Here is a 13,788-nt window from a genome sequence, read left to right as displayed (position 1 = left end):
GCCAATCTGTTCATACTCAAGCCCGGAAAAATCCACTGGTTACTATTTTATCACGGCGGTGGATTCTTCATACACGATTCTTTCTTTCTCTTGTTTGAGTTCTTCCTCCCTGCGCGCAATGGCTTTCATAGCCTCAGTTGGTTTTACAGTCACTGTGATCCTGTTCTTCCTGTCCCTCATAGATGCTACAAGCCCATAGGCCAGAAGTACAATAGCAGCCACTGGAATAAGGAACAGCCATCCCAGTACGAAAGCAATAAAAACTCCAGCTATCAAAGAAGCTGTGTACTTTGCCCATCTGGGCATCTTCCATTTTTCCCTGTTAAATTCGTCCATGTTGCATTTACTCATACCGATGTCCTCCTTTTCTCGAAAAACAACTTATATATCAAAATCACTATCAGGATTAATGGAATGCCCGGAGACACCCACAAAACAAAAGCCATGAACGCCTCTGCCGGGTAATAATAAGCAGATGCCATAACTGCTCCAGCTGCTGCCGCAGCTGCAACATATTTTATTCTTTTAGCCATGAATTGCTCCCTATAACTGACAGTCTCTCAATATTTTGTTATCCAATCTCAAATTTTATTTCTCCTTCAGATACTATTTTTATTATTCCTTCGTTAAATAATTATTGTTAATTATTAATAATTACCAATGGTTAATAACGACTTAATTTTTAAGCACTCGAATCCAGCGGCGCCTGCCTCTTCACCCTGCGTTTCTGTCACGGTGTTCGTATCATCACCTCACAAAAATTATCCCCGTGAGTTAATAATTTCTTAATTTCTAATTCTGCTTTATCTCCAAACGCATAGTCAAGTGCCCCCTTGAATGTTTCCCGTATTGTATGGCAAACATAAGTATCAAACATATCGCCTTCTGAGGCGATATTGCATTTATTGATTCTATAAAGCAGATTTCTCCCCTCCAGCTTCCAATCACTTTCCCTGTGCAGTTTGGAATCTATTATCGTTAAAGCCTTCTGGAAAGTTTCCAGGTTCCAGGTCTTGATATTCTTTTCTCTTTCATACTCCTGCATCAAGGATTCGCCGATTCTTCTGCCTAAAGCATTCAGGGATACAGGTATGTCCGGGGTATCCTTAAGCCCTTTAAGAAAACCCATGAACATTAACAATTCCTGGTCCACTCTGCTGTTGCTGGTTTTCAAATTTTCCACAATTTCATTGATTTTTACACCTACATCCGGACGATGCGTGAGCACAATCATGCTGGCTGTTGATTTTACATCATACAAATGACCGTTAGATTCTAAAAGCATGACAAGGCTCTTTTTTAATTTCTCGATTGCTTCTGTGGTTCTATAACCATGATACACTATTACAGTATCACTATCGATATCCACCCTGTCGGCAACCCTTGCAGTTTCATAAACCTCTTTTATCAGAAATAGCATCTCTTTTAAAGGTATTTCCTTGATTGGTTTTCTTGCCAGGTTTTCTATCGTTATTTCACCTGCGGGTACTTTACCTGCAAGCAGATCTTCAAAGTAATTCCTGTGAACCGTGACCATATTGTAATTGCTTGAAATATGTCGGTTTATCAAGGCCTTCCAGAAAGCAGGGCGGTTATTTATGGTCTTTATTACTTCATCCATCCCGCCAAAAAAGGCGATTAAGCTTTTCTGAGCGTCCGTCTTATTCGATCTGGACAGTTCAAGTTTTATACAATCATTTAAATCGGTAATAGACTTTATCTCAAGCGGCGCTCGGTCTAGTGAATTTTTTATCAGGTACTGGGATAGTATGCAGGCGGCAAATCTTATTTTGGGATGGGAACCTCTTATTTCTATCAGTACATCGGAAGGATGTTTTTCATTATCGTATTTCAGTACGAGATCAATATTCCACCCGAGTTCGCCAAGTCGGTGATTGAGGTAATCTTCCAGTTTACTCATCGAATTTATTAGACCTGGATCAATTATTTCATCTAATACAGTATCGGGAACAAGAGTACCATCTATCTCGTTCAGTATCCATTCGAATAAAGAGCTGTCTATTGCCAATGAAGCAGCTGGAAGCCCTGTTTCCCCTGCCTTTTCGATTATCTCCCTAACTGCTGCGCTGAAATTGCTGCTGTGCTTTTCCACATATGGTTTCAGCTTCTCGACACAGTCTTTGTCAAGTGAGATATGCTTTGTAACAATCATTGTAATTCGTTCCACTATTCATATTCAAATGCTGTTTTTCCCCGTTTTGTTATCTGACTTTGCTTATGGAAAAATGCCATTTATTACGACAAAGCCAATATGTTTCATCCTATCGTATTATGTTTAACTTTTCAGCTTAAATATTTTGCTATATAAAATCGACAAAAAAATAAACACCTTTATTTTATATCCTATCCAGCCTTTCCACTATCCCTTTATAAAACCCGCACCAATCCTCAAACTCGCATCCAGAGTTCCATGGCATGCCATCTCTGAATTCTTTGACAATATCAAAATACTCCTCTGGGAACCAGGGCGCCTTGAAATCAAACTGGTCAAAGTCGCCCCACTCCTCAAGAGTATCAAGCGGCTTTAGCCCGTATTTAAGCGAGGCTTCATAGAGAGGGGTGTGCGGATATGGTGTGAAAAACGAAAGCAGTATGTCCAGGTGAGAAAGTCTGCCCTTCTCCCCGTACGCGCATATAATCCTGTGAATCTCATTGAATGTACTTTTCACCTCCTCCTTTGCATCCATACCAGGGATTCCAACCATGAATGAACCGCGAATGTCAATATTATGCTTAATGCACTTATCCACGCAAGCTTTAATCTGGCTCACCTTTGCTCCTTTGTTCATCGCATCCAGCGCTTCCTGATATCCGCTTTCAAAGCCGATGAAAATCTCATAAATTCCGGCTCTTCGCACGAGCGCCCAGACCTCATCCCCTAATCGCGAAAGCAGCTCCATCCTGCCGTTGACGCTGGTCAGGCGGATGCCAAGGCCTTTTTCAATCAATAGCCTGCACAACTCTTTCACCCGCCTTACATTCAGGAAGAAATCACTGTCACGTATCATGAACGTGTCTATATTGTAGGTCTTTGCCAGATGTTCAAGCTCCGAGACCACGGTTCCGGGCGCAAGTCCTGACCAGTGTCTGGCGCAGAAAACGGGTTCTGAGCAGAAATTGCACCCAGATGCACAGCCCTGACTGGCGTAATAATCGAGGCAGCGAGCGCCGAACTTATAACCCTTGATGTGCCGCTCTACATCGATCATATCATATGGAATGGGAGGAAAAACATTAATATTTTCAAATTTCTGCTCAGGATTGCTTAAGAGCTTCCTGCCTTCTTTGTACGAAACACCCGGAATACCGTTAAGTGATTCTTTATTCTGAAGCCTTTCCATAACCTCTTTAAAAGTTAGCTCGCCCTGTCCTCTGATAACGATGTCGATGTGAGGATTTCTGAGCGTCTGCATAGGCTCCGTGGATGGGTGATACCCTCCCCAGATTATTGGTAGAGCGGGGTAGTGTTCCTTAACAGCGGCGCAAACGTCTATTCCATCGCGAATCTGGTAGCATGTCATGCTGCTTACCGCTAAGCACAGTGCGTTTTTGCATGCTTTGAGAATCTGCTCTTTATAATCAACATCCACAACGGCATTGATAATCCTGACATCAAAATCATCCCTGACCATTCTTGCTATGGCAAGCAAAGAAAGCGGAACATTGACAAGAGGAACCTGCAACGAAACAGTTTTCTTATTTAGAAGAGCGACTGGATGCTTTACAGGCATGGGGTTGAACAGAATGATGGTGCTCGTTTTTGCGCTCATATATGCCTTTCTCTGCCTGTTACTACAGCACCAGTCAATATAAGTCCGCGCCATGGCAACCTGCTTGATAAGATGGCTGTTAGAAAGTACCTTTATGTATTCTCTTGATATACGAATTAGCATGAAGAGAATTATACCCAGGAAAATTGAGCGTTACTGTGCAGATAACACAACCCCAGAATCAAAACTTCTGCTCGACCTCGTCGTTGAGACCTATTCGACGACACCCTTTCCAGAAATGCAGGTGGGACATCTTGAAGGTGCTTTCCTGCGGATGCTGGTTCGCTTAGTTTCGGCAAAGAGTGTTCTTGAGCTTGGGACGTTTACAGGATACAGCACGCTCGTTATGGCAGAGGGATTACCCCAGGACGGGAAACTGGTTACATGCGATATCGATCCTGAGGCAACAGACATCGCAAAACGATACTGGAGGCGCAGTCCGCACGGTGGGAAAATAGAACTCAAGCTCGGTCATGCGCTTGAAACACTCAAAACCATCGAAGGTCCTTTCGACCTTGTTTTCATAGATGCGGATAAGGATAATTATATTAATTACTGGGAATTATGCATGCCCAAGACCCGCCGCGGCGGTTTACTGGTAGTTGATAACGTGCTCTGGAGCGGCAGTGTTCTTGACCCAAAAGATAAAACAGATAAAGCGATTGCAGAATTCAACAGGCATGTATCCAGGGATAAACGTGTGGAAGTTGTGATGCTCCCTGTTCGCGATGGTATGACGCTGGCATGGAAGTTCTGAGATTATCGCCAACTCACCGCAGAGGCGCAAAGACCGCAAAGCAGAGATTGATAATACTGTCAACTACGCATCAATAAACGTGACGAGTTTCATGCCGCAAGCGAGATTTTTAGGTCAATCCTGCAAAATATATTGTATATTAGGATAACTATCAATACGAATTGAAATATATGACACATATACTATAATTGATAGATATTTTATTATTTATTATTTAAGGAGTTTTAAAATATTTTTTATCTCTATCATCTAATTCCTCAAATTCTTTTTTTCTTACATACACTAGTTCATTTTGCCCGATTCCCCTTATTTCAACCATTTTCAAAATATATCTTTCTCTAGGATTTTTATTCATACCAGTTTCTATATCAAATCCCCTCTTTTGAAAACAAAAACGTAATCCATATAATTTTTGAAGACGAGAGGCGATGTTTATACAAGGACCAACGTAATCTTGTCCGTTACCTATTGATAAAACAGCTCCCTTTGCAACTCCACATCGGAGTCTAGGTGGGGGAGTTACATATTTTTTTGCTAGGTTATCTTTAACAAATTTCTCATAATGATTGCATATATTATCAAGAGATAGTACTATATTACATGCCATAGATTGTACACTTTCATATGTTTTTGTCCCTTCATCTTTTAGTTGATTTGATAATTCTTTACTATTAATTTTCCATAATAGAAGAACTCCATCGCCTAAAAATTTTGAAAAATAAGGCAATTCTGACCAGAGTGTTGCTTTACCTTTGTCTGTATTCTCGATTTCATCGGTAATTTCATCTCGAATTTCTTTATATAACCAATAGAGAAAATCGTTTAGAAATGAAGGAACAGAAAGATGAGGGTCAACTTGCTTGCAAAAGTCGGTAAAACCCTCCAAATCAAAAATTGCTGCAATGACCTCTTGTGTCTCAGAAATAATATTTATACTACCAATGCCAAGTAAAGATGGATTGAATTTATCTAAATCAGAAATTGAAATAAGTATATCAACCGCTTCGCTATTCTCTGTGTTTGTAATTGTATAGTCATAATCTGGATTGAAAATCATAAATTCATTTTATATAATCTGTATAGTTCAAATATTTTTGCTTGATATTCAGATTGAATTTTTTTGATATCTTAAAAAATAACATTAACGTAATTACAATCAATCTTAACCCTTGTATTAAGGTAATATATTGCACATTGGGATAACCACCACCATGAATTGAAACGGTCACAGCAGACGCCAAGATTTATTAACACGAAAATTCATGACTCATATAACAATCCTTCGTTGGAGGTCAGTATGATTGGCAAACCAAAAATAAAAGCGGGAGAAAAGCCTTCGGTGAAGTATGCTGCATACGTGGCAGGCATTCTGGAAAGGGAAGGGGAAAAAGCACTTGGAGCGACTGTCAGGGCACAGCATGAGCTTGGGGCGAAATATGCAAAAGCACAGCTTGCGGCGCATAAAATCAAAGGAAAAGATGCAAGGGCAGCAGGGGCAGTTTATAATAACCTTCTTCGGGAACTTGGGATGGAGCACAGCATTATAGAGGACACGAATAAGCGCTTTGTGGTGCAAACCAAAGGATGCCCGTTTCTTGATGAGTGGAGAAAGGAAGAAGCGGATGAATCAAAGCTATGCGAGAGTTTCGGGAAAAGCTTTGTTCAGGGACTCTGTAAAAGCGTGAATCCAAGGCTGAGATACAGTGTCACAAGGATGATGTCTAAAGGCGACCCGTATTGCGAAGAGAGAATTGAGCTTGCCTGAAGGCTTGATGGACAAACCTCATAAAACCATAGAGCTTATCTTGCCTTCCCAGGCAGGAGAGCTTGAAGCCCTTCTCACGCTTCCTGTTCCTGAACCCGCGCATTATCCTGCAGTTGCGGTTATCTGCCATCCCCATCCGCTCTACGGCGGCTCGATGCACAGCAAGGTTGTGGTAACGGCATCCCATGCATTTCTCGACCTCGACATACCTTCCCTGCGCTTCAATTTCCGGGGAGTGGGAAAAAGCAGCGGGAAATACGATAACGGCAGAGGCGAGACTGATGACGTAAGGGCAGCCATTGACCACGCAGCGGGGAAAGGAGACAAAATAATTATTGCCGGTCACTCCTTCGGGGCATGGGTGGGCATGAAGGCTGGATGCGGGGATGCACGCGTGAAAGTGATGATTGGAATCGGGACGCCTGCAGGCTTCGGTGATATGGATTTTCTTATGCAATGCGGAAAACCCAGGCTGTTCATCCACGGCACTCTGGATACGCTCATACCCATAGGAAAAATGGAGAAGCTTTGCCAGGAAATTCCTGAGCCAAAGAAGCTTATTCAAATCGGGGCAGACCACTTCTTCACCGGGAAGCTTGATGAACTGGCTGATGTTGTGCGGAAACTGACAGAAGAATATTTAACACTTCAGGATTAGACGAACGCTAACCTTATACGATTACCGGGCATATTAGCTCCATTCACATATTTATATAAAATTATAATTACAGGTAAATATGATATTTGAAAAAATCCCAACCGTTCCAACAGCAGAAGAACTCCTTGACAAATCCTTCCGCCGCGCTGCAAGAGCAAAGCATGGAAAACGGATTCTTGACCGCGAGTCAAAATTAAAAGCCGAGGAATCCATGCTCCTGACGGCTGCAAACATCCTGAGCGATAACCTCATAAGCGTAGTCAGAAAGTTCCCGAGCTTTGACCAGTTCGATGAACCCGCCGATAAAGAACAGATATCGGGTTCACCAAAGTTTGATGAATCCGTCAAAAAAGAACAGATAACATTGGATTCATCAAAGATGCCGCCTTTTTACCGTGAGCTTGCCGATATACTCGTGGGCGTGGAAGAGATGAAAATGAACCTCGCCTCAGTGCAGTGGGCAGGCAATAAAATACACGAGATGGCAAGAAAGTACGTGGGCATGATGCGCGACGCCGAGGACGCAAAAGTGGTGCGCAAACAGGCATTCGGAAGGATTTCTTCGATCATAAACAGCATCGACGGCAACCTGCGCTTCCTCAACGAGGCGCGCAATAAACTTAAAAAACTGCCGGATATCGGCGAAGGTCCTGCAATCGTGGTCGCGGGCTACCCGAACGTGGGCAAATCCAGCTTCGTGGCGCTTGTGAGCAGCGCGAGACCCGAAATAGCCCCGTATCCCTTTACCACGAAAGGGCTTGCCGTCGGGCATTTCACACGGGACAATATTAGATACCAGGTCATCGATACGCCAGGGCTGCTTGACCGACCTCTTGAGGAGAGGAACGAGATAGAGCTTCAGGCAATCTCGGCGCTGAAGCATGTGGGAAAGGCGGTTCTTTATATCATCGATCCTTCCGAGACATGCGGATATACACTGGATAAGCAGATGCATCTTCTTGAGGAGATAAAAAAAGAGTTCATGGTGCCTGTACTTGTTGCAGCGAACAAGATCGATATTTCGGCGCCGGCTGAGGGCGTTGATATGAGCATGTCCACGCTTACGGGAGAGGGCGTGAAAGAGGTGCTTGAAAGGCTCATGGGAATGCTCGGGTAGTATTATATATCATACGATAGTATGATTAAATATGCTATCTGAATGGAGGAAATTCAAAGGGTGGTGCGTTTTAGAGTTTTTCCTTTCAAAGCCTGAGAACAAAATCCATATCAAAAGGCTTGCAAGAGAACTGAACATCAGCCCGCAAACGTCGAACAGGTACCTGAGGCTTTACGAGGCAGAAGGACTTCTGATATCAGAAACCGCGGGAAATGTCGTGCAGTTTTATTTGGATAACGAGCATCCTCTGGTGAAGGATTTGAAAAGATTGTATCTTGATATGCAAATGCATGAGGGTAAATCAACGAAAGAAGCTCTGCAATCCGATTTTAGTGTAAAGAATGACTATATGGAATATGTTTATGAAGAAGAATAAGTATGCGATAGAGATATCTTCTATAGCGAACTAAACTTCAGCGCCGCACGTTCACATGGAGTCGGTGCACAGTTGCATTTTATTTTTTCATCACATCCCGCATCATCTTAATCGAGCACAACTCCCCGCACATGCTGCACGTATCAACATTCTTACTTCTTACATGGATCTCCCGCGCTTTCTCGCTGTCAATGGCAAGTCCGAACTGCCTGTTCCAGTCCAAATCACGCCGAGCCAGCGCCATCTCGCGGTCAAAGGCGCGCGCCCTCTCGCGAACGCCTTCTTTCACGAGGTCGGCTGCATGTGCAGCTATTCTCGTTACTATCGCGCCTTCCTTGATGTCCTCGACATTCGGCAGAGCCAGATGTTCGGAAGGCGTTGTCATGCACAGGAAGTCCGCGCCGTGCATCCCGGCCACAGCCCCGCCTATCGCGGCTGTGATATGGTCGTACCCCGGCGCGATATCGGTAACAAGCGGACCGAGGAGGTAAATCGGCGCATTATCGGTGAGGTGCTTCATCGCAGTCACGGAAAGCCCGATCTCGTCGATGGGAACATGCCCAGGACCTTCGACCAGCGTCTGCACACCTTTAGCCCTTGCCCTTTTCACAAGCTCGCCGAGAATTATGAACTCCTCGAATTTAGCCCTGTCAGAAGCATCGTTGATACACCCCGGGCGCATGCCATCGCCAAGGCTTATTGTAAGATCGTATTCTCGTGCTATTTCGAGCAGGTAATCGTATTCAGAATAAAAAGGGTTCTCCCTGTCATTATGCTTCATCCACGCTATTGTGAAAGCGCCTCCGCGGCTCACCACGTCAAGTATCCTGTCGCTTTTTTTCAGGCGCTCAAAAGACGACAGCGTCACGCCTGCATGGATGGTAACAAAATCGATACCATCATCCGCATGTTTTCTTATTGCGTTGAACATATCATCAGAGGTCATGTTCTCGATCCCCCTGCTTGCCGCCTGGTATATGGGAACAGAGCCTACAGGCACGTTCACTGCGTCGATAATGCGTTTACGTATCAAATCAAGGTCGCCGCCTGTGGATAGATCCATTATTGTATCTGAGCCGTATCTTTCTGCTGTTTGGGCTTTTTTCACCTCGGCCTCGATATCAACATAATCCCTCGACGTGCCCACGTTGGCATTAATCTTGGTGCGCATCAACTTGCCGATACCAATGGGTTCTGATTTGCTGTTGATGTTCTTGGGGATAACGAGAAACCCCTGCGCCACAAGATTTTTTATTGCCTCGGCATTGACACCCTCTTTTGCAGCAACGGATTTTATCTCTTTTGTCACAACGCCGGCGTGAGCCATTTCCATTAACGTCGTCATGCCTTCCTCGACCCGAACATTTTTTGATAAAGGCTAATCTCACGTTTTGCTCTGGATTTTTTGGGGACTTCTTTGACAGGTTCAACTTTAGGTTCGGTTTTGCCTCCCTTTTCCATATCTTGCGCCGGCTGGGGCACTTTTTCCTTATCTGTAACAGGGACTTTAACCACAGGCACGCTTGCGCCTCCATGCTTGCTCTTTCGTGTCCTTATATCTACCAGTATGGGGCGCTCGATGTAAGTGCTCACTATCATCGCTACGCCGGGGGAAAGGCGCTTGATATCCTCCTCAACGTCCGAGCTTATGCCTTCAAGACCTTTGCTTATGGCTTTTAAGTCATTGGGGTTTGTGACCTTCATGATTATCTGCGTATTGCACTGCGAGAGCACGTTCTTGTCCACGCGGGCGGGGCGCTGCGAAATGACCATGAGCCCGAGACCGAATTTCCTGCCTTCTGATGCGATGGTGCGCAGGATATCCGTGCTCACAGTCCTCTCAAATCCCTTCTCTGGACAGAAATTGTGCGCCTCCTCAAGCACAAGCATGCATGGGGGAATCACGGCAAGCTTTCGCGCCTCGAAAATATCAGTGCACAGCTTGGACACTATCATCGCCTGGAGGTCGGGATTCACGCCTCTCATATCGATTATCGAGGCTCTGCCTTCCTGTACCAGTTCGTTGATCGATGTGGCTTTATCTGATAGTATGCCCGTCTCCCTCAACGCCTCAAGCTTATTGATAACGTTCCATTTGACCTTGCTCTTGTTCTGCCCCACTTCAAAGATTATGTCATCTATGGTATATTTCTCTTTTTCAGCCTTGAGTTTTGAGACCGCCTCGAACAGTATCCCTGTCTCGTTCTGCGACCTGTCTTCAGAAAAAAACTGCACGAACTCTTTTATGCCCAGGTTTATGCCGTTAAGTCTGAAAAGCATGTCCGCAGCCGGATTCAGCAATTTATTCGCAGGCGTGTAAACGGTTATCTGGGCTGCATAACCTTTTGGTGTTATTCCGTATCTCTCAAAGGATGTGGATTTATCCTCATTTGGGAATTTCAGGGTGGCATATTCCCCGTGCGGGTCGATGATCAGTAGCGGGACGTTCTTATCGAGAAGTTCTTCCAATATGACGCCGCCTGTATATGATTTTCCCGCGCCGGTCTTTGCAAGGATGCTGCAGTGCTTCTGAACAAGGTTATTGGCGTCGAGGTTGACGTGGACGTCCTGCCCCTCCAGAAGCCCGATATAGACATCGCCGCGCATCAAGCCGAGCGTCTGTTTGATCAGCAACTCATCTGCTTTGAAGACCTTATCCCCCGGACTGAAAGGGGATTTGGGGATGCGAAGTATCCCTTCCTTATCGCGAACTCCTATCACGGTAGCGTCTGCAATGATCTGCTCATTCATGTCGCCTATCTTCGATGAACCTTCTGCTACATCCACTGCTTCTTCAACTGAGAAATCCTCGTTTGAGCTTGTGATTGTTGAGACCTGGGCGAGCGTCCAGCCATCACTTTCGTGCCAGGCTTTGATGTAATCAGATCTTTTGGTAGCAGTGCTGTCTGAAACCGCGAACCGAAAGTTCAGGGAGCTGGTTTTCCCGAATATTACGCCGATTGAGTCCTTCGTCATTGTATGTTAAAATTAATTCGATTGGGTATTATACTTTCTCTATTGGATATTGGAAAAGGAACGTGATTTTTTCACATAAACCTTATCCCTTTCGGCATCTCCCTACCTTCTCCCTGAATGTGCACATGGCAAGTTTTCAGGCAACCGCAGAAACAGCAGCAGGCGCAGGAATCGGGATTCTTATATCTACGCTTTCCTGATTTATGGATAAACGAATAGCTAACAAAACATAGATTAACTCTTTTCCATGATAAACACTTATTCCGGCTGACTCTATTTTTGATAAGGCATCTTTTGTTAGATTGGTTTGTGATAATTCACTTAATATCTTAGAAGCATCCAAAATTTCAATTACAACAATCTTGTTATCGTAGGAAAAATCTATTATAAAATCTTCTATTTGCAGGCTGTCCTTAACCTTCTCGCCAGTATACAGGTATAAAATATCGTTCTCGTAATCAAAGTCTATTTTTGTATCTTTAACCATTTATCTAACATCTTTCGTTTTCTCTTACTTTGTATATGAGCAGTTACTACATTTAAAGCTTCTTTTATTTGAGATAACTACTTTTAAATTGTATTTATTTGACTTATTAAATATAAGAACATACTTCTTACCTTCTGGTTCTTCACCCTGATACTCAAAATGCTCAAGAGCTTCGGGATTTCTCAAATATGATAGGACTTCTTTCTCTGTGATTCCCCGTATTATAGCTCTAAGATGAAAATGTTTGCTGAATGTAATCGTCTCAATGGATTTAACTACCTCTTTCAGCTCATCTATATTCATGGCAACTGTTTACGATTTATCATAAAAAATCACATGAACCTTATCCCTTTCGGCATCTCCCCTACCTTCTCCCTGAACTTCTCGGGCCAGTTCTCAGTGTCAAGTCCTTTCTGAGCAAGGAACGTGCTCGCCCATCTCTCAAGCCCGATGCCTGAGCAGCCGCTCCACACCTCCTTCCCTGACTGCGACTTCACGTTAAAGCCCCTGGGATACTTATCGCCGTTCACGCTCAGGTTCTGGAACTCAAGCCACTCGCCGTCCTTTCCGCGATAGGGAAGAGGCGCCTCAAAATCAATAGTGCCCACCTCTTTTTGCCCGGCAAGCCCGGTCAACCCTTCCTGCGCCATGAACCATGGCGTGACCCATGCCATCCTCCATTCAAGGTCAAGTATGTCGTTGAATATGTGTTTGTAGCACTCCTGCATCTCCTTCGAGTGGGAAAGAACCTGCTCCTGCGCGCCTATGAAAACAAGCTCTATCCTGTGGAATTCATCCACCCTCTCCATACCGTGCAAGCCCCCGCTCTCATACCTGTGCGATGTGCCCGAGCGGTCAAACACCTTTATCGGGAAGGAATCCTCAGCCACGGTCTTTCCCTGCAGGAAAGGCCAGAACGATGGACACTGGGCATAACACATGGCTCCTATGGGTTTATCGATTTTCTCCGAAATCAAATCAAGCGGCACTTCAAGGGTGACCTTGTAATAATCTATGACTTCCTCCCAGAAAGCAGGGTCCCTCGTCTTGGGAGGGCTGATGTAGTATATCTCAGGATATACGCCCTTTGCATGTCCTGAATGCTTCAATACGTCCCATGTATCAAGCTTGGGGAATATCATCTCGATGTAACCCAGGGGCTTGATGACCTCTTCCAGCACAATCTGTTCAAAAGTCCTGAAGATATGCGCCATCTGCGCCCCGTGTATCCACTGCCCCCGGCTTGCTCCGCGTTTTATCCAGCCCAGCTTCTCAGCCTCCACAGTGGGGTCTTTAACCCCGTATTTAAATACGGGGAATTCTTTTTTGGGGCTTTCCCAGAGCAGGCTCCAGTGCTCTGCTTTCCCGCCGAAGCCCTGCGCTGCGATTTTATCCTCGATGAGAGAAATTATCCTGTCAGGGATCTTGTTCTCAAGCTCTGCTTCACCCACATCGAGTGAGAGCGTGATTGTGCCGTCCTCGAACTCTATCCCTTTAACGTGGGGGATTTTTTTCTGGCGCAGCTCCTGCTCGGAAGGCAGTTTGACGATGAACTCTTCTACCTCCGCGCCTCTGATTCCTATCTTATATCCTTTGCCAAGAACCGCTGCAAGCGGTTTGCGGAGGCGGATAAAGGCATCGTGGGCGCGCAGGTAGCGGTCTGATTCTATGTCAAAAGAGATGCTGTTATCCTTTATGTCCCAGCCTATGATTCTGGAGCCTCTCCCTGCCGGAACGCCTTTCTGCAGGATGGTTGCTTTTGCATCTTCGATGAACTTTTCTATGTCGGCGCGGGTTGCCGTGGCGTCGGCGCTTGTTTTGAAGCTGCCCTTGAGGTGAAAGTAGGGTTCCATTGTGTTCT

The 13,788-nt window shown here is 44.9% G+C and carries 15 protein-coding genes; 5 read left to right on the top strand and 10 right to left on the bottom strand.

Annotated features, from left to right (window positions below):
- Positions 1–42 precede the first annotated feature (42 nt).
- The 4 genes from O8C68_06185 to O8C68_06170 form a co-directional block, all read right to left on the bottom strand.
- Positions 43–351, bottom strand: a complete 309-nt coding sequence (locus O8C68_06185) for a hypothetical protein (protein ID MCZ7395390.1) — start codon at positions 349–351, stop codon at positions 43–45.
- Positions 348–533, bottom strand: coding sequence for a hypothetical protein (locus O8C68_06180; protein MCZ7395389.1), 186 nt, complete (start codon positions 531–533; stop codon positions 348–350). Before O8C68_06180 ends, O8C68_06185 begins: the two co-directional genes overlap by 4 nt.
- Positions 534–730: 197 nt before the next feature.
- Positions 731–2,173 carry a hypothetical protein gene (locus tag O8C68_06175; protein MCZ7395388.1) on the bottom strand — a complete coding sequence of 481 codons (1,443 nt, stop codon included), beginning with the start codon at positions 2,171–2,173 and terminating at the stop codon, positions 731–733.
- Positions 2,174–2,357: 184 nt separating this feature from the next.
- Positions 2,358–3,791, bottom strand: a complete 1,434-nt coding sequence (locus O8C68_06170; GenBank protein ID MCZ7395387.1) for a radical SAM protein — start codon at positions 3,789–3,791, stop codon at positions 2,358–2,360.
- Between the two features lie 121 nt (positions 3,792–3,912).
- On the opposite strand from O8C68_06170, the gene O8C68_06165 reads away from it, so the two are divergent.
- Positions 3,913–4,548, top strand: coding sequence for a class I SAM-dependent methyltransferase (locus O8C68_06165; GenBank protein ID MCZ7395386.1), 636 nt, complete (start codon positions 3,913–3,915; stop codon positions 4,546–4,548).
- Positions 4,549–4,762: 214 nt separating this feature from the next.
- On the opposite strand, the gene O8C68_06160 is transcribed toward O8C68_06165, so the two are convergent.
- Entirely contained in the window at positions 4,763–5,605 is an 843-nt protein-coding gene (locus O8C68_06160; protein MCZ7395385.1) for a hypothetical protein, read from the bottom strand.
- 240 nt (positions 5,606–5,845) lie between these two features.
- Between O8C68_06160 and O8C68_06155 the strand changes: the two genes are divergently transcribed.
- From O8C68_06155 to O8C68_06140, 4 genes are all read left to right on the top strand, one after another.
- Positions 5,846–6,313, top strand: coding sequence for an L-2-amino-thiazoline-4-carboxylic acid hydrolase (locus tag O8C68_06155; protein ID MCZ7395384.1), 468 nt, complete (start codon positions 5,846–5,848; stop codon positions 6,311–6,313).
- 7 nt (positions 6,314–6,320) lie between these two features.
- On the top strand, positions 6,321–6,971 hold the full coding sequence (locus O8C68_06150; protein MCZ7395383.1) for an alpha/beta fold hydrolase: 651 nt from the start codon (positions 6,321–6,323) through the stop codon (positions 6,969–6,971).
- A gap of 79 nt (positions 6,972–7,050) precedes the next feature.
- On the top strand, positions 7,051–8,088 hold the full coding sequence (locus O8C68_06145) for an NOG1 family protein (protein MCZ7395382.1): 1,038 nt from the start codon (positions 7,051–7,053) through the stop codon (positions 8,086–8,088).
- A gap of 31 nt (positions 8,089–8,119) precedes the next feature.
- On the top strand, positions 8,120–8,464 hold the full coding sequence (locus O8C68_06140; protein ID MCZ7395381.1) for a winged helix-turn-helix transcriptional regulator: 345 nt from the start codon (positions 8,120–8,122) through the stop codon (positions 8,462–8,464).
- A 79-nt stretch (positions 8,465–8,543) separates the two neighbouring features.
- Here O8C68_06140 and thiC read toward each other — a convergent pair whose 3' ends face one another.
- The 5 genes from thiC to O8C68_06115 form a co-directional block, all read right to left on the bottom strand.
- Positions 8,544–9,809 carry a phosphomethylpyrimidine synthase ThiC gene (thiC, locus tag O8C68_06135; GenBank protein ID MCZ7395380.1) on the bottom strand — a complete coding sequence of 422 codons (1,266 nt, stop codon included), beginning with the start codon at positions 9,807–9,809 and terminating at the stop codon, positions 8,544–8,546.
- Positions 9,806–11,440, bottom strand: coding sequence for an ATP-binding protein (locus O8C68_06130; protein MCZ7395379.1), 1,635 nt, complete (start codon positions 11,438–11,440; stop codon positions 9,806–9,808). Before O8C68_06130 ends, thiC begins: the two co-directional genes overlap by 4 nt.
- A gap of 136 nt (positions 11,441–11,576) precedes the next feature.
- The gene (locus O8C68_06125) at positions 11,577–11,927 is read right to left on the bottom strand and encodes a DUF2283 domain-containing protein (protein ID MCZ7395378.1); all 351 of its coding nucleotides are present in this window, start codon (positions 11,925–11,927) and stop codon (positions 11,577–11,579) included.
- Between the two features lie 24 nt (positions 11,928–11,951).
- Entirely contained in the window at positions 11,952–12,230 is a 279-nt protein-coding gene (locus O8C68_06120) for a DUF4258 domain-containing protein (protein ID MCZ7395377.1), read from the bottom strand.
- A 29-nt stretch (positions 12,231–12,259) separates the two neighbouring features.
- A complete protein-coding gene (locus O8C68_06115; GenBank protein MCZ7395376.1) occupies positions 12,260–13,780 on the bottom strand; it encodes a serine--tRNA ligase in 1,521 nt (506 codons plus the stop codon).
- Between the last annotated feature and the right edge of the window lie 8 nt (positions 13,781–13,788).

Origin of the sequence: Candidatus Methanoperedens sp. (genome assembly GCA_027460525.1) — an archaeon.
Lineage (GTDB): Archaea > Halobacteriota > Methanosarcinia > Methanosarcinales > Methanoperedenaceae > Methanoperedens.
This window is presented reverse-complemented; position numbering and strand designations above follow the sequence as displayed.